Genomic DNA, 16,277 nt, shown 5'->3' on the forward strand with positions numbered 1-16,277 from the left:
TTCAGTTCAGCGCGTCGTCATAGACGCGCTGGGCTGCGGCCACATCCTGCATATGGGTTTCGGCCCAGTCGATCATCGATTGCAGCGACCCGATCAGCCCGCGGCCGAGCGGCGTGATCGCATAGGTGACGGTCACCGGCACCGTCGCCACCACCGTCCGGCTGACCAGCCCGTCGCGCTCCAGCGAGCGCAGCGTCTGGCTCAGCATCTTCTGCGAAACGCCCTCGATCCGCCGCTTGAGCGCGTTGAAGCGCAGATCCTCCAGCCCGAGCAGCAGCAGGATCAGCACGCTCCATTTGTCCGCGATCCGGTCGAGCAGCTTCCGTGTCGGACAGTCCGCCGCATAGACATCCCCGCGTGGCCCGCCGGTTCCCTCGGGGTGACCATCTATCCTCAAAGTGCCTTCTTGCATGACTGGTATCTATATCCGACTTGGTATCCATTGGAAACCAAAGAAGGGAATCGGACATGAAGGTGGCGGTTATCGGCGCGAGCGGCCGGGCGGGATCGGAGATCACCAGGGAGCTGGCCGCGCGCGGCCACAGCGTCATCGCGATCGCGCGCAAGCCGGAGGCCATTCCACGGCTGCCGGGCGTCACGCCGCATGCGGGCGACGCCGCTTCGCCGGCCGCCCTGGCCGATCTCATCCGCGGCAGCGACGCCGTGATCAGCGCGCTGCACTTCGACGTGTCCGCCGAAACCTTGCTGTCGGCGCTTAAGCTGGCCGGGGTGCCGCGCCTGCTCGTCACCGGCGGCGCGGCGAGCCTGGAGGCCGCGCCCGGGGTCCGCGTGATCGACGATCCGGCCTTTCCCGAGGAATGGAAGGGCGCAGCGCTGGGCGGGATCGCCTTTCTCGACGCCCTGCGCGGCGAGACCGGGATCGACTGGACCTATTTCTCGCCCGCCGCATTGCTCTTCGAGGGACCGCGTCTCGGCGCCTATCGCGGCGGCACCGACCGGCTCGTCACCGACGCGAACGGCGAGAGCAGGATCAGCTTCGCCGACTATGCGATCGCGATGGTCGACGAGCTGGAGCAGCATCGCCACAGCCGCGCGCGCTTCACCGCCGCTTATTGATCGCCCAGGCGCGCGCTGCCGGTGCGGCGCGCGCGCCTACATCTCGCCTCGCGCCCGCCGCAGCGCATACCATTTCTGGACGTTGGCATTGTGCTGTTCGAGCGTGTCGGCGAACACATGCCCGCCGCTGCCGTCGGCAACGAAGTAGAGCGCATTGGTCTCCGCCGGGTTGAGCACCGCATCGATGCTCGCCCGGCCCGGGTTGGCGATCGGCCCCACCGGCAGCCCGGCGCTGGCATAGGTGTTGTAGCCGTTCTTGTCCTGCAGCTCGGAACGGAGGATGCGGCGGCCGAGCGGCCTGCCCTTGGTCACCGGGTAGATCACCGTCGGATCGGCCTGAAGCGGCATGCCGCGCTTGAGGCGGTTGGAATAGACCCCGGCCACCATCCGCCGCTCCTCGGGCTTGCCCGTCTCCTTCTCGACGATCGAGGCGAGGATGATCGCCTGCTCCGGCGTCGCCACCGCGATCCCGGGCTTCCGCTTCGCCCAGGCGGCGGCGAGATATTTCCGCATCGCCGCCTGCATCCGGTCGAGCAGCGCCTGCCGGCTGTCGCCGCGATTATAGGCATAGCTGTCGGGCAGCACGCTGCCCTCGGCGGGCACCGCGACCTTGCCGCTCATCTGCGGCGCGGCATTGAGCTTCTCCTGCACCAGGATCGAGGGCATCCCCTCGGGCACCATCACGAAGCGCTGGAGCGTCCGCCCGCCCTGCAGCATCTTGAGGATGTCGGCCTGGCTGAGGCGCGCCGGCACGCGATACTCGCCCGCCTGGATCGGCTCGCCGCCGCCGAAGATCCGCGCCATCCACAGGAAGGTGCCGGCGTCCTCGATCGCGCCCGCCTTCTCCAGCGCTTCCGCCGCCGCGGTCATCGTCGCGCCCGCGGGCACTTCGACCGTCACATTGGTCTTGGCCGGCCCCGGCCCGCCCCACTGGTTCGCCGCCCAGAAGGCCGCGCCCACCACGAGGAGGACGGCGACGACACCCAGGCACCCGAGCTTGCGCAGCATCGCCGTTGCTTCCCCTATGGAGAGATCAGACCGCCTTCATCACCAGCGACGCGTTGGTCCCGCCGAAGCCGAACGAGTTGTTCAGCACCGCCTTGATCTTCCGTTCCTTGGCGGTGTGCGGCACCAGGTCCACGCCCGCGCAATTCTCGCTCGGATTGTCGAGGTTGAGCGTCGGCGGCGCCACTTGGTCGCGCAGCGCGAGGATGCAGAAGATGCTCTCCACCGCGCCCGCGCCGCCGAGCAGATGTCCGATCGCCGACTTGGTCGAGCTCATCGACAGCTGGCCGATGGCATTGCCGAACAGCCTGCGGACCGCGCCCAGCTCGAGCTCGTCGCCGAGCGGGGTCGAGGTGCCGTGCGCGTTGATATAGTCGATGTCGCCGAGGCTCAGCCCCGACTTCTTCATCGCCATCTCCATCGAACGATACGCGCCCGAGCCCTCGGGATGCGGCGCCGTCACGTGATAGGCGTCGCCGGACAGGCCGTAGCCGACCACCTCGGCATAGATCTTGGCGCCGCGCGCCTTGGCCCGCTCATATTCCTCCAGGACGACGACGCCCGCGCCCTCGCCCATGACGAAGCCGTCGCGGCCCTCGTCCCACGGGCGGCTGGCGCGCCACGGCTCGTCGCGGAAGCCGGTCGACAGCGCGCGCGCCTGGCCGAAGCCGGCGATGCCGATCGGGCAGATCGCGCCCTCGGCGCCGCCCGCGAGCATCACGTCGGCGTCGTCCATCGCGATCATCCGCGCGGCGTCGCCGATCGCGTGCGCGCCGGTCGAGCAGGCGGTGACCACCGCGTGGTTCGGGCCCATCAGCCCGTATTTGATCTGCACCTGGCCGGTGATCAGGTTGATCAGCCGCCCGTGCACGAAGTGCGGCGACACGCGCTTCGGCCCCTTCTCCGCCAGCACCAGCGACTCGCTCTCGATCCCGGGGAGCCCGCCGATGCCCGACCCGATCGAGCAGCCGGCGCGCAGCCGCTCGGCCTCGCTCATCTCGGTCAGGCCGGCATCTTCCAGCGCCTGGCCGGCGGCGTCGATGCCATAGACGATGAACGGGTCGACCTGGCGCTGCACCTTGTGGTCGACGCGCTTGCTGGGGTCGAAGCCATATTCATGGTCCGCGGGCTTCACCTCGCACGCATAGTTGCTGTGGAAGTCGGTGGCGTCGAACCGGGTGATCGTCCCCGCGCCCGATTTCGACGCGATGATGTTCTTCCACGCGGTTTCGACGTCCGCACCCAGCGGGGTCACGAGGCCAAGGCCAGTCACGACGACGCGGCGCATAATCAGTCTCCGTCAAGGCATCGTGCTGAAAAGTGGGAACCGGTTTTCAGCGATCAACGATGCGGCAGCTAATGGTCTTCATAAAACGAAACGGCTCCCTGCCCCTTTCCGGGACCGGGAGCCGTTCGTCAATTCCTGCCCGTGCGGGCGGCCATGCGGCGGTTCCGCTTAGCCCTGATTCTCGTCGATATAGGTGATCGCGTCCTTGACGGTCGTGATCTTCTCGGCGGCATCATCGGGGATCTCGACGCCGAATTCCTCTTCGAACGCCATCACCAGCTCGACGATGTCGAGGCTGTCCGCGCCCAGGTCGTCGATGAAGCTCGCGTCCTCGGTCACCTTCTCGGCCTCGACGCCGAGGTGCTCGACGACGATCTTCTTCACGCGATCGGCGGTCTCGCTCATACCCTGTTCCTTCTTAAATTGGGCCGTTGGATTGCTAATTCCTGAACGCACGTAGAACGCCGCCCGGCCCCGCGCAAGGGGTCGCATCGACTCCGACGCGGATCGATCCTCCACCTTGTCTCACCGTCGCCCCGGCCTTGTGCCGGGGTCCACGACGCCGCAAGAAATGTCTTCAAACCTCGTGCCGCTCCGCTCGCCGCCCGGTGGATCCCGGCACAAGGCCGGGATGACGGATGAAGCAAAGGGATACCGCCAAAACCTTCAGATCATCGCCATCCCGCCGTTGACGTGCAAGGTCTGGCCGGTGACATAGCCCGCCTCCTTGCTCGCCAGATACACCACCGCCGCGGCGACGTCCTCGCCCGTGCCGAGGTCGCCCGCCGGAATCCGGCTGAGCAGCGCGGTCTTCTGCGCCTCGGGCAGCACGTCGGTCATCGCCGAACGCATGAAGCCGGGCGCGACGCAATTGACGGTGATGTTGCGGCTCGCCAGCTCCTGCGCCAGCGCCTTGGACATGCCGACCAGGCCCGCCTTGGACGCGGCGTAATTGGCCTGCCCCGGATTGCCGGTCGCGCCGACCACCGATGTGATCGAGACGACGCGGCCATAGCGCGCCTTCATCATCGGCTTGGCGGCGGCGCGGATCAGGCGGAACGCGGCCTCGAGGTTGACGCGGATCACCTGGTCCCACTCCTCGTCCTTCATCCGCATCGCAAGGTTGTCGCGCGTCACGCCGGCATTGTTGACGAGGATGTCGAGCTTGCCGAGCGCCTCGACCGCGCGCGGGACGAGCGCGTCCACCTCGGCGCCGTCCGACAGGTTGCATACCAGCGCGACATGGTCTCCGCCCAGCTCGGCGCGGAAGGCCTCGAGCTTCTCGGCATTGGACCCCGAGATCGCCAGCCGCGCGCCCTGCGCCGCCAGCCCCTTCGCGATCGCGGTCCCGAGCCCGCCCGAAGCGCCGGTCACCAGCGCGGTCATGCCTGTAAGGTCGAACATAGTCCCTCTATTCCCTCTTTCTTCCGTCACCCTGAACTTGTTTCAGGGTCCATTTCTCCACAGGCAACTTAGCCGCGGGTGGCACGATGGATGCTGAAACAAGTTCAGCATGACGGTGTGTTGTTGGCCAGTTCTACAGCGCCTTCTCCAGCGCCTCGATGTCGTCCATCGTCACCACGCTGGTCACCGCCGCATCCGGGGCGATGCGCTTGACCATCGCCCCCAGCACCTTGCCGCCCAATTCGACGAACTCGCCGACACCCGCGTCGAACATCGCCGCTACCGATTCGCGCCAGCGCACCATGCCGGTCACCTGCTCGACCAGCAGCGTGCGGATCGTGTCGGGATCGTGCACCGGCGCCGCGGTGACGTTGGCGTAGACCGGCACCAGCGGCGCACGGATCGCGACCTGCGCCAGCGCCTTCTCCATCGCGTCCGCCGCCGGCTGCATCATCGGGCAGTGGAACGGCGCCGACACCGGCAGCAGCACCGCGCGCTTGGCGCCATGGTCCTTGGCGATCGCCACCGCCCGGTCGATCGCGCCCTTGGCGCCGGAGATCACCACCTGCGAAGGATCATTGTCGTTGGCGACGGTGCACACTTCGCCCTCGGCCGCGGCGTCGGCGATCGCCTGCGCCTTGACGAGGTCCGCGCCGAGCAGCGCCGCCATCGCCCCCTCGCCCACCGGCACCGCGGCCTGCATCGCCTGTCCGCGCAGCTTGAGCAGCTTGGCGGTGGTCGACAGGTCGAGCGCGCCCGCGGCGCACAGCGCAGTGTATTCGCCCAGCGAATGGCCGGCGACGAAATCGGCCTTCTCGGCCAGCCGCACGCCGCCTTCCTTCTCCAGCACGCGCAGCACCGCGATGGCGTGCGCCATGATCGCCGGCTGGGCGTTCTCGGTGAGCAGCAGGTCGCCCTCCGGTCCCTCGGTCATCAGCTTGAACAGGTTCTGGCCGAGCGCCTCATCGACTTCCTGGAACACCTCGCGCGCCGCCGCGCTCGCCTGGCTCAGCGCGAGGCCCATGCCGACCGACTGGCTCCCCTGCCCGGGAAAGATGAAGGCACGCATGTCTTGAGGCTCCTCTCGAAATCAGGCGGCTGCCCTAGGACCCGCGCCCGCCGACCGCAAGATGAACGAAGCTGAACGGGCTGCGACAATCAGTGACCATTTTCCGGATCGCGCGCGAAACTTCCGCGACAGCCGGCCCCCAGATTGTCCCCGTGGCCGCTGAGGGCGACCGCCTGAAGATGAGGAGACAGAATATGAAGAAGTTCGTGCTCGCAGCGGTCGCCGTCTCGATGATCGCCAGCCCGGTCCTGACCGCCGCCCCGGCCGCCGCCGCTCAGCAGCGGCACACCACCACGGTGGTGAAGCACAAGCCGAACGGCAAGGTCGTGGTGAAGAAGAAGGTCGTGAAGTCTGCCCCTGTCCGCTACCGCAACTGGCACCGCGGCGAGCGGTTCGACTATCGCTACGCCCGCAACTATCGCCAGATCGACTATCGCCACTATCGCGGCCTCAAGGCGCCGCCGCGCGGCTACCGCTATGTCCAGTCGGGCAATGACGCGGTGCTGGTCGGCGTCACCAGCGGCATCGTCGCCGCGGTGATCGCGAACATCATCCGGTAAGCCTGCGGAGCACCGGCAACCAGGGCTTCCTCCGGGCGGCGGGGTATCCACCTACCCCGCCGCCTCTGCCTGCGCTCGATTTTTCGCTTTCAATGTTGGAATTCAGGTGCTTAGCTTGATCCTGATGGCCGAGCCGATGATGCGTGCCTCGGAACGCGCCGATAGTGTCAAGCTAGTGTCAACTTCCGCCCCTTGCCTTTTGGCCCGCCCCGGCGTAGAGGCGCGGCGTTGAGCGGCAGCCTCGGCTGGCCGCTTTTCGTATTTGGAACGACAGCCGGAGGGGCGTCGCACGGTGCGGCGTCAGCGATCGGCCAACAGTGAGAAAGACGCATGGCTCTGTACGAGCATGTGTTCCTTGCGCGCCAGGATCTGGCACAGGCGCAGGTGGACGCACTGGCGGAAACCGCCACCAAGATCGTCGAGGACAACAACGGCAAGGTCGTCAAGACCGAGACTTGGGGTCTTCGTTCGCTCGCCTACAAGATCGCGAAGAACCGCAAGGCGCATTACGTGATGCTCGAGATCGACGCCCCCGCGGGTGTCGTCGCCGAGCTCGAGCGCCAGACGCAGATCAACGAGGACGTGATCCGCTACATGACCGTCCGCGTGGACGAGCTGGAGCAGGGCCCGACCGTGATGATGCGCAAGGGTGAGCGTGAGCGTGGCCGCGGCCGTCGCGACCGCGACGACGCCGGCAACACCGGCTTCGGCGAGTAAGGAGAAAGAATCATGGCACGACCCTTTTTCCGCCGCCGCAAGAGCTGCCCCTTCTCCGCGAAGGACGCGCCCCGGATCGACTATAAGGACGTCCGCCTGCTGCAGGGCTTCGTCTCGGAGCGTGGCAAGATCGTCCCCTCGCGCATCACCTCGGTGAGCGCGAAGAAGCAGCGCGAGCTCGCCATCGCGATCAAGCGCGCCCGTCACCTGGGCCTGCTGCCCTTCATCGTTAAGTAAGGAGCGGACCCATGGAAGTCATTCTGCTCGAGCGGGTCGAGAAGCTCGGCCATATCGGCGACGTGGTGAAGGTGAAGGACGGGTTCGCCCGCAACTTCCTGCTCCCGAACAAGAAAGCGCTGCGCGCCAACGAGGCGAACCGCAAGGTCTTCGAAGCCAATCGCGACCGCATCGTGGCCGAGAACGCCGCGAAGCGCACCGAGGCCGAGAAGGAATCGAAGGGCCTCGAGGGCGTTTCGGTGACCCTGATCCGCCAGGCGTCGAACACCGGCCAGCTCTACGGCTCGGTCGCGGTTCGCGACATCGTCGAGGCGCTGGTCGCCGACAGCCACAAGGTCAACAAGTCGCAGGTCGTCCTCGACAAGCCGATCAAGTCGATCGGCGTGTACGAGGTCAAGGTCGCGCTCCACGCCGAGGTTGCCGTGACCGTCAAGGTCAACGTCGCCCGCTCGCCCGAAGAGGCCGAGATGCAGGCGCAGGGCGTCGACGTCATGGCCGCGATGTTCGAGAAGGACGAGACCGGCTTCGTCGAAGCGCGCGACCCCAACCTCGAGCCGGGCGAGATCGCCGCGGACGAGGCACCGGCCGCCGAGGAGCAGGCCGAGGGCTGACGCTCTCGCCGGTTCCGGCACGAAACAGAGAAGGCCGTCCGGGAAACCGGGCGGCCTTTTCCGTTTCAGGTGGCTTGCAATGTTGGATTTCGCTTGCTCAACCGGGTTGGTGGTTCTGCTCGCCTTCCTTCTCGCCACGCCAGCCGCCGCCGATTCCGCGCTGGAACGCGAGATCATCGCCGAGCTCAACCGCGCGCGCACCGACCCGCGGGCCTATGCCGACCGGCTCGCCGCCTATCGCCGCTATTTCAACGGCAAGATCGTCCGCTACCCCGGCAACCCTGACGGGCTGCGTACCGCCGAGGGCGTGACCGCGGTCGACGAAGCGATCCGCGTGCTGCGACGGCAGCCGCCGGTGCGGACCGTCAGCGCCGCGGCACTGCTCACTCGCGCCGCTCGCGACCATGTCGAGGAACAGGGACCGCGCGGCGTCACCGGCCACCCTTCCGCCAATGGCGATCGCGTCCGCCAGCGGCTCGTCCGGCGGGGCGGCGGCGATTACGTCGCAGAGGTGATCACCTATGGCCCGCCGAGCGCGGTCGAGGTGGTTCGCCAGCTGATCGTCGACGACAATGTGCCCGATCGCGGGCACCGCCGGTCGGTCTATGCCGCGCAATGGGCCTATGCCGGCGCCGCTTGCGGCCCGCACAAGCGTTACAAGGTGATGTGCGTCGTCACATTTGCCCGCACGGCGACGGGACACCCCTGACGTAGTTATTTCCGCCCGAACAGCTTCTCGATGTCGCCATGCGCCAGCTTCACCCAGGTCGGGCGGCCATGGTTGCACTGGCCCGAATGCGGGGTGACCTCCATCTCGCGGAGCAGCGCGTTCATCTCGGCGACCGACAGCACCCGCCCCGCGCGCACCGATCCGTGGCACGCCATCGTCGCCGCGACATGGTCGAGCCGTTCCCTGAGGCTCAGCGCTTCATCGAATGCCGCCAACTCGTCGGCGATATCTGTGACCAGCGCGATGACGTCGCCACCGCCCAGCATCGCGGGGGTCGCCCGCACCAGCATCGCGCGCGGCCCGAAGCGCTCGAGCTCGAGCCCGAACTCCGCCAGTTCCGCGGCGCGCGCCTCGAGCCGGTCGCAGGCCGGCTCGTCGAGCTCGACCACCTCGGGCAGCAGCAGCGCCTGGCTCGCCACCCCGCCATCGCTCATCGCGCGGCGCATCCGCTCGAGCACCAGCCGCTCGTGCGCCGCGTGCTGGTCGACCAGCACCAGCCCGTCCTCGGCCTCGGCGACGATATAGGTGCGCGCCACCTGCCCCCGCGCCACGCCCAACGGGAAGCTGGTGACGCCGGGCACTGGCGCAGCGGCGGGTTCGGCACGCGCCTGGGGCGGCGCGATGAAGCTCGGGCGGCGGTCGAACACCGCATTGGGCCGGGCGAGCGCCGCGGTGTCGCCACCTACGCCCCACAAATTTTGCTGGGGCTCAGGGGCAGGTGCTGGCTGCTCCGACTGCCACAGCCCCATCACCGCCGCGTCCGCCCGCTGCACGCTGCGATGCCCCGCTTCGTCGAGCGCGCGCCGCAGCCCGCTCACGATCAGCCCGCGCGCCAGCTGCGGGTCGCGGAACCGCACTTCGGTCTTGGCCGGGTGCACGTTCACATCGACCTGCTCGGCCGGCACATCGAGGAACAGCGCCACCACCGGATGCCGGTCGCGCGCGAGCATCTCGGCATAGGCGCCGCGCACCGCGCCCGCGAGCAGCCGGTCCTTCACCGGCCGCCCGTTGACGAACAGATACTGGTGATCCGCCACTCCGCGGTTGAAGGTCGGCAGCCCGGCGACCCCACCCAGCACATGCCCCTCGCGTTCGAAGTCCACGCCCACGCTGTTGCCCGCCAGCTCGCGATCGGTCAGCGCCGCCACGCGCTCGGGCCGCGTCATCCCCTCCTGCACGCTGAGCACGCGCCGACCGTCATGCTCGACCGAGAAGCCGAGATCGGGGCGCGCCATCGCGAGCCGCTTCACCACATCGAGACAGGCGCCATATTCGGCGCGGGTCGAGCGCAGGAACTTGCGCCGCGCCGGCACCTTCTCGAACAACCCCTCGACGCGCACCCGCGTGCCCGGCGGCAGCGCCGCGGGGCCCTCGCCCGCCAACGCGCCGTTGTCGACGGTCCGCGCCCAGCCTTCCGCGCCGCGCACCCGGCTCTCGATCGTCAGCCGTGCGACGCTGGCGATCGAGGGCAACGCCTCGCCGCGAAAGCCCAGGGTAGTCACCGCCTCGATCGCGTCATCGGGCAGTTTGGAGGTCGCGTGCCGCTCCAGCGCCAGCGCCATTTCGGCGCGGTCCATACCGCAGCCATCGTCGGTCACCTCGATCAGGTCGATGCCGCCACCGGCGAGCCGCACGGTGATCCGCGAGGCGCCGGAATCGATCGCGTTTTCCACAAGTTCCTTGAGCGCGCTGGCAGGGCGTTCCACCACTTCGCCCGCGGCAATTCGGTTGACAAGATGCTCCGGCAGACGGCGTATTGACATGGACGCCGGTGTAGCCCAAGCGGCGCCATTCCGCGACCCGTATCCGCCAGATTTACCCGGCCGGAGTCGATCCGCCCCGGGCGGGTCAAGGTATAAACTCAGTGCGAACAAGCGGCTTGGGGGCGGGCCGCGACAGGACGGTGCGATCAGATGGTTTTTTCCCGCCTTTTCAAGTTCATGTCTCACGATCTGGCGATCGATCTCGGCACCGCGAACACGGTGGTGTACCTGCGCGGGCGTGGCGTCGTGCTCAACGAGCCGTCGGTCGTGGCGGTCGAGACACTGAACGGAATCAAGAAGGTCAAGGCGGTCGGCGACGACGCCAAGCTGATGATGGGCAAGACCCCCGGCACGATCGAGGCGATTCGCCCGCTGCGCGACGGCGTGATCGCCGATATCGACGTCGCCGAGCAGATGATCAGCCATTTCATCCGCAAGGTCACCGGGCAGCGCAAGTTCATGCGCTGGCCGCAAATCGTGATCTGCGTTCCCTCGGGCTCGACCTCGGTCGAGCGCCGCGCGATCCGCGATGCCGCGTCGAACGCCGGCGCCAGCCAGGTGTGGCTGATCGAGGAGCCGATGGCCGCCGCGATCGGCGCCGACATGCCGGTGACCGAGCCGATCGGCTCGATGGTCGTCGACATTGGCGGCGGCACCACCGAGGTCGCCGTGCTCTCGCTGCGCGGGCTCGCCTATTCGACTTCGGTCCGCGTCGGCGGCGACAAGATGGACGAGGCGATCGTCTCGTATGTCCGCCGCAACCACAATCTGCTGATCGGCGAGAGCACTGCCGAGCGGATCAAGCAGGAAGTCGGTGTCGCCAAGCCGCCCGCGGACGGTGTCGGCCGCACCATCCACATCAAGGGCCGCGATCTCGTCAACGGCGTGCCCAAGGAAATCCAGATCAACCAGGGCCAGATCGCCGAGGCGCTGTCGGAGCCGGTCGGGACGATCGTCGAGGGCGTGCGCATCGCGCTCGAGAACACCGCGCCCGAGCTCGCGGCGGACATCGTCGACCAGGGCATCGTGCTCACCGGCGGCGGCGCGCTGCTTGAGGGGATCGACGAGGTGCTGCGCGACGAGACCGGCCTGCCGGTCACCGTCGCCGAGGACCCGCTGACCTGCGTCGCGCTCGGCACCGGGCGCGCGCTGGAGGATCCGGTGTTCCGCGGCGTTCTGCTCGCGGTCTGAGGAAAATAGGAGATGGCGCCGCCACGTAACCGGCGCCCCGGATTTTCGCGGCGGGCGCAATACGGCCTCTTCATCAGCTACGTCCTCGCGGCCGGCGGCGCGCTGGTCGGCGTGGTGTTGCTGCTGCTCTCCTTCCTCCACCCGCCGGCCTACGCCGTGGCACGCGGCGCACTGGCCGAACTGGTCACGCCGATCGCCTCGGGGCTCGACTGGACACGGCGGGGCGTGTCGTCGATTCCGGAGGGGATCGGCAGCTACTGGGGTGTGCGCGGCGAGAATGCGCGGCTGCGCGCCGAGGCCGAAGCCAACCGCAAGCTGGTCGAGGAAGCCCGCACCATCGTCTATGACAACAAGCGCCTGCGGGCCGCGCTCAAGCTGCGCGATCGCATCGCGCAACCGGTCGTGACCGCGCGCCTGGTCTACTCGACGGGGTCGAGCACGCGCCGCTTCGCCACACTCAACGCCGGATCATGGCAGGGCGTGCGCGCCGGCCAGCCCGTGCGCGGGCCCGACGGGCTGATCGGCCGGGTGATCGAGGTCAGCCCCAACACCGCGCGCATCCTGCTGATCCTCGATCCCGAGAGCATCGTGCCGGTCCGCCGCGTGCGCGACGGCCTGCCCGCGATCGCCGCAGGCCGGGGCGACGGGCTGATCGAGATCCGCTCGGCCGGCGCGGCGCAAGTGCTGTTCGAGCCGGGCGACGCCTTCGTCACCTCGGGCACCGGCGGCATCTTCCCGCCCAATATCGCGGTCGCGCGGGTGCGCCGCCGCTCGCGCGACACCGCGGAAGCGGCGACCTTCGCCAGCCCGGACTCGCTCGACTATGCGATCGTGCAGCAAGCCTATTTCCCGGAGGCAGGCGACGTTCGCGTCCCCGAGGCGGCACCGCGGTGAGCGGATCGCCCTATGCGGGCCTCGGCAAGGCCGACACCTCGACCCGCGCCCGCTGGCTCGCCCCTCTGACGATCGTCGTCGGCTCGCTGATGACGATCGTGCCGTTCAAGGCCTCGTTCCCGATCCTTCCGCCATTCGGGCTGATGATGCTGCTCGCTTGGCGGCTCCACCGGCCCGACCTGCTCAAGCCGTGGATGCCTGTGCTGCTCGGCTTCGTCGACGACCTGATCAGCGGTCAGCCGCTCGGCAATTCGATGCTGTTCTGGACGGTGTCGTTCATCGCCATCGATGTGCTAGATACCCGCATCGTGTGGCGGGATTTCCTGCAGGACTGGCTTCTGGCCGCCGGCGCGATCGGCTTCTGCCTGATCGGCGGCCGTCTCGTGGCCTCGCCGCTCGGCGCGCATGTCGATACCGTGCTGCTGATCCAGATCGTCATCGCGATCGCGCTGTTCCCGGTCTTCTCGCGCCTGGTCGCGCGGCTTGACGGCAAGCGGAGGGGACGATGAACGGCCCCGTCCGCATGATCACCGAGGCGCAGCAGACCTACAGCTTCTCGCGCCGCGCGCTGTTCCTGGGGGCGGCGCAGGTCGTGGGTGGCCTGATCCTCGCGGGCCGCATGACCTGGCTTTCGGTCTATGAGAACGACAAGTACAGGCTGCTGGCGGAGAGCAACCGCGTCAACCTGACGCTGATCCCGCCGCGCCGCGGCTGGATCGTCGACCGCGCGGGCGTGCCGATCGCCAACAACCGCACCGATTTCCGCGTCGACATCATCCCCGACCGGATGGACAAGGAAAGCCGCGACCGCGTGCTCGGCCAGCTGCGCGAGCTGCTCGCGCTCACCGCCGAGGATGTCGCGCGGATCCAGGAGGACTTGAAGGGCGCTGCGGGCTTCCAGCCGGTGCAGGTCGCCGAGAATCTCGACTGGGAGCGCTTCGCCGCGGTCAGCGTGCGGCTACCCGAGCTGCCGGGGGTCGCGCCGACGCGGGGCTTCGCGCGCAACTATCCCGCGGGCGCCGCGGTCGCGCATCTCGTCGGCTATGTGGGTGCCGCCACCGCCGAGCAGTTCAAGGAGACGAAGGACCCGCTGCTCGTCACCCCGGGGTTCAAGCTTGGCAAGGACGGCCTCGAGAAGATGCTCGAGGGCGGGCTGCGCGGCAAACCCGGCGCCAAGCGCGTCGAGGTCACCGCGCGCGGCAGGCTGGTGCGCGAGCTCGCCACCCGTCCGGACGAACCGGGCGCCACGGTGCGCCTCACGATCGACGCGGGGCTCCAGGAATATGCCGCACGACGTCTGGGCAACGAATCCGGCTCGGTCACCGTGTTCGACGTCACCAATGGGGACATCCTGGCGATGGTGTCGATGCCGGCTTATGACCCCAACGCCTTTTCCGACGGGATCAGCCGCACCGAATGGAAGATGCTGTCGGAGGACGACCATCTTCCGCTGACCAACAAGACGCTGCAGGGCCTCTATCCGCCCGGTTCGACGTTCAAACCGGCAACCGCGCTCGCCATTCTCGGCGCGGGGATCGATCCCAAGCGCGTGGTCTATTGCAATGGCGGCTACCAGCTCGGCAACCGCCGCTTCGGCTGTCTCGGCCGCCACGGGCCGATGACGATGCACACCGCGATCGCGCGCAGCTGCAACACCTATTTCTACACGCTCGGCCGCGAGATCGGGATCGAGGCGATCGCGGCATCCGCGCGCAAACTCGGCTTCGGCGCAGAGTTCGAGCTTCCTTTGCCTTCGCAGCGCTACGGGACCGTGCCCGACAGCGCGTGGAAGCTGCGCCGTTTCAAGCAGGAATGGACCCAGGCGGACACGCTCAACGCCGCGATCGGCCAGGGCTATGTGCTCGTCAGCCCGTTCCAGCTCGCGCTCTCGGCCGCGCGCGTCGCGTCGGGCCGCGAGCTGATCCCGGCGCTGCTCACCAACCGGCGGCATCCCGCGCAGCATCTCGATTTCCCCGACGAGCATCTCGCGATCGTGCGCGCGGGAATGGACGAGGTGGTCAACGGCCATGGCACCGCCGGCGCCTCGCGCCTGCGTCTCGAGGGGATTCGGATGGGCGGCAAGACCGGCACCGCGCAGGTCCGCCGCATCATGGACCGCAACCGCGGCCAGGGCGGCGAGTGGAAATATCGCGACCACGGCCTGTTCGTCTGCTTCGCGCCGGTCGACAATCCGCGCTACGCCGCCTCGGTCGTGATCGAGCACGGCATGGGCGGCGCGCGCGCCGCGGCGCCGGTCGCGAAGGACGTGCTCACCTGGCTGTTCGACCGCCAGCAGGCGCTGGACACGCTGGCGCGGTTCGAGACCGAATGGGGCGGCGACATCCGCGCGCGCATGGCCGCCAAGGAGATCGCCTATCGCGCGGCGCAGGGCCTGCCCGCCGCGAAGCCGACGCCGGGCGCCTCGCCCCTGCCCGCGCCGACCGCGACGCCCGCACCCGGCGCGAGCCCGGCGCCAGTTCCGAGCCCCTCACCCTCCGCGACGCCGCCGGCGGTGGCCGCCATCCCGGGGATCATACCCGAATGACTCGTTCCGGCTCCAGCACCGGGTTTGTCCCCGCCCCCCTCGCGCAATTGCCGTGGCTGGTGATCCTCCTGGTCTGCGCGATCGGCGGGTTCGGGGTGCTGGTGCTGTTCTCGGCGGCGGGCGGCGATCCCAAATGGGCGATGCCGCAGGGAATCCGCTTCGCCGGCTTCCTCGTCATGGCGCTGGCGATCTCCTATGTGCCGATGCGGCACTGGTCATCGCTCGCCTTTCCGCTCTACGGCGTGTTCCTCGTCATGCTGATCGGCGTCGAGCTGCTCGGCGCGGTCGCGGGCGGCAGCCAGCGCTGGCTCGATCTGGGATTCATCCGCATCCAGCCATCCGAGATGATGAAGGTCGCCATCGTCCTCGCCTGCGCCAAATTCTACGAGATGCTGCCCGCCAGCGAGATCCGCAAGTTCGGCGCGATCTGGCCTGCCGCGGTGATGATCGGCCTGCCCGCGGCGCTGGTGATGCTTCAGCCCGACCTCGGCACCGCGCTGATGATCACCGCGGGCGGGCTCACGGTGATGTTCCTTGCGGGCGTGCCGCTCCGCCTGTTCATCGGCGGCACGCTCGCGCTCGCGGTGTCGGTGCCGATCATCGTCAACTATGTGCTGCACGACTATCAGCGCAACCGCGTGCTGACCTTCCTCAACCCGGAGAACGACCCGCTCGGCACCGGCTACCACATCAGCCAGTCGAAGATCGCGATCGGCTCGGGCGGGCTGTTCGGCAAGGGCTTCCTCAACGGCACGCAGAGCCATCTCGACTATCTGCCCGAGGGCCATACCGATTTCGCGCTGGCGACGATGATGGAGGAATGGGGGCTAATGGGCGGCCTGTTCGTGATCATCGCCTATGGCCTGCTGATCCGCTGGGGGATTACCGTCGGCGTGCGCAGCCAGAGCCGCTTCGCGAAGCTCACCGCCGCGGGCATCTCGACCACCATTTTCTTCTACGTCTTCATCAATATGGCGATGGTGGTCGGCCTGGCGCCGGTGGTCGGCATCCCGCTGCCGCTGATCAGCTTCGGCGGATCGGCGCAGATGACGACGCTGATCTGCGTCGGGATCCTGATGTCGCTCGACCGCGAGAACCGCCTCAACCGCCGGACGTCGAGCTGGCAGTGAAGTTTTTGCGGCAAAGGGTGTTGCAATCGCAAAAACCCGATGCTAGGCGCGCCGCT

General features: G+C 68.3%; 18 protein-coding genes. 11 read left to right on the forward strand and 7 right to left on the reverse strand.

The annotated features are described in order from the left end of the window. Position 1: 1 nt before the first annotated feature. Positions 2–412, reverse strand: coding sequence for a winged helix-turn-helix transcriptional regulator (locus ACO227_RS16370; RefSeq protein WP_423603166.1), 411 nt, complete (start codon positions 410–412; stop codon positions 2–4). Positions 413–468: 56 nt separating this feature from the next. On the opposite strand from ACO227_RS16370, the gene ACO227_RS16375 reads away from it, so the two are divergent. Further along, positions 469–1,077: an NAD(P)-dependent oxidoreductase gene (locus ACO227_RS16375; protein WP_423603168.1), complete on the forward strand. Its 609-nt coding sequence runs from the start codon at positions 469–471 to the stop codon at positions 1,075–1,077. A 36-nt stretch (positions 1,078–1,113) separates the two neighbouring features. Here the strand turns inward: ACO227_RS16375 and mltG are convergent, their stop codons facing one another. From mltG to fabD, 5 genes are all read right to left on the reverse strand, one after another. Then, positions 1,114–2,082 carry an endolytic transglycosylase MltG gene (gene mltG / locus ACO227_RS16380; RefSeq protein ID WP_423607388.1) on the reverse strand — a complete coding sequence of 323 codons (969 nt, stop codon included), beginning with the start codon at positions 2,080–2,082 and terminating at the stop codon, positions 1,114–1,116. Positions 2,083–2,110: 28 nt separating this feature from the next. Then, positions 2,111–3,370 carry a beta-ketoacyl-ACP synthase II gene (fabF, locus tag ACO227_RS16385; RefSeq protein WP_423603169.1) on the reverse strand — a complete coding sequence of 420 codons (1,260 nt, stop codon included), beginning with the start codon at positions 3,368–3,370 and terminating at the stop codon, positions 2,111–2,113. Positions 3,371–3,538: 168 nt separating this feature from the next. Then, positions 3,539–3,775, reverse strand: a complete 237-nt coding sequence (locus tag ACO227_RS16390; protein WP_066575645.1) for an acyl carrier protein — start codon at positions 3,773–3,775, stop codon at positions 3,539–3,541. Positions 3,776–4,036: 261 nt separating this feature from the next. Continuing rightward, positions 4,037–4,774, reverse strand: a complete 738-nt coding sequence (gene fabG / locus ACO227_RS16395; protein WP_423603171.1) for a 3-oxoacyl-[acyl-carrier-protein] reductase — start codon at positions 4,772–4,774, stop codon at positions 4,037–4,039. A 133-nt stretch (positions 4,775–4,907) separates the two neighbouring features. Next, positions 4,908–5,843 (reverse strand): ACP S-malonyltransferase, encoded by a 936-nt coding sequence (fabD, locus tag ACO227_RS16400; RefSeq protein WP_423603173.1) that lies wholly within the window; start codon positions 5,841–5,843, stop codon positions 4,908–4,910. A gap of 194 nt (positions 5,844–6,037) precedes the next feature. On the opposite strand from fabD, the gene ACO227_RS16405 reads away from it, so the two are divergent. The 5 genes from ACO227_RS16405 (at position 6,038) to ACO227_RS16425 (ending at position 8,677) form a co-directional block, all read left to right on the forward strand. After that, positions 6,038–6,403 (forward strand): RcnB family protein, encoded by a 366-nt coding sequence (locus tag ACO227_RS16405; protein WP_423603174.1) that lies wholly within the window; start codon positions 6,038–6,040, stop codon positions 6,401–6,403. Between the two features lie 330 nt (positions 6,404–6,733). Further along, complete coding sequence (rpsF, locus tag ACO227_RS16410) at positions 6,734–7,120, forward strand: 30S ribosomal protein S6 (protein WP_423603175.1); 387 nt, start codon at positions 6,734–6,736, stop codon at positions 7,118–7,120. A 12-nt stretch (positions 7,121–7,132) separates the two neighbouring features. Then, positions 7,133–7,357, forward strand: a complete 225-nt coding sequence (gene rpsR, locus ACO227_RS16415; protein WP_066575653.1) for a 30S ribosomal protein S18 — start codon at positions 7,133–7,135, stop codon at positions 7,355–7,357. An 11-nt stretch (positions 7,358–7,368) separates the two neighbouring features. Then, a complete protein-coding gene (rplI, locus tag ACO227_RS16420) occupies positions 7,369–7,968 on the forward strand; it encodes a 50S ribosomal protein L9 (protein WP_423603177.1) in 600 nt (199 codons plus the stop codon). 109 nt (positions 7,969–8,077) lie between these two features. After that, entirely contained in the window at positions 8,078–8,677 is a 600-nt protein-coding gene (locus ACO227_RS16425) for a CAP domain-containing protein (protein ID WP_423603179.1), read from the forward strand. Between the two features lie 5 nt (positions 8,678–8,682). Here the strand turns inward: ACO227_RS16425 and mutL are convergent, their stop codons facing one another. Beyond that, a complete protein-coding gene (mutL, locus tag ACO227_RS16430; protein WP_423603180.1) occupies positions 8,683–10,461 on the reverse strand; it encodes a DNA mismatch repair endonuclease MutL in 1,779 nt (592 codons plus the stop codon). A gap of 150 nt (positions 10,462–10,611) precedes the next feature. Between mutL and ACO227_RS16435 the strand changes: the two genes are divergently transcribed. The 5 genes from ACO227_RS16435 to rodA are packed head-to-tail and all read left to right on the forward strand — an operon-like array spanning position 10,612 to position 16,221. Further along, on the forward strand, positions 10,612–11,652 hold the full coding sequence (locus ACO227_RS16435) for a rod shape-determining protein (protein WP_423603182.1): 1,041 nt from the start codon (positions 10,612–10,614) through the stop codon (positions 11,650–11,652). A 12-nt stretch (positions 11,653–11,664) separates the two neighbouring features. After that, a complete protein-coding gene (mreC, locus tag ACO227_RS16440) occupies positions 11,665–12,546 on the forward strand; it encodes a rod shape-determining protein MreC (RefSeq protein WP_423603184.1) in 882 nt (293 codons plus the stop codon). Further along, positions 12,543–13,055, forward strand: a complete 513-nt coding sequence (gene mreD, locus ACO227_RS16445) for a rod shape-determining protein MreD (RefSeq protein WP_423603186.1) — start codon at positions 12,543–12,545, stop codon at positions 13,053–13,055. The genes mreC and mreD overlap by 4 nt, the downstream gene beginning before the upstream one ends. Then, complete coding sequence (gene mrdA, locus ACO227_RS16450; RefSeq protein ID WP_423603188.1) at positions 13,052–15,091, forward strand: penicillin-binding protein 2; 2,040 nt, start codon at positions 13,052–13,054, stop codon at positions 15,089–15,091. The genes mreD and mrdA overlap by 4 nt, the downstream gene beginning before the upstream one ends. Then, positions 15,088–16,221 carry a rod shape-determining protein RodA gene (gene rodA, locus ACO227_RS16455; RefSeq protein WP_423603189.1) on the forward strand — a complete coding sequence of 378 codons (1,134 nt, stop codon included), beginning with the start codon at positions 15,088–15,090 and terminating at the stop codon, positions 16,219–16,221. The genes mrdA and rodA overlap by 4 nt, the downstream gene beginning before the upstream one ends. Positions 16,222–16,277: the final 56 nt, after the last annotated feature.

This window comes from Sphingomonas sp. MS122 (genome assembly GCF_049532975.1).
In the GTDB taxonomy this organism is placed as follows: domain Bacteria; phylum Pseudomonadota; class Alphaproteobacteria; order Sphingomonadales; family Sphingomonadaceae; genus Sphingomonas.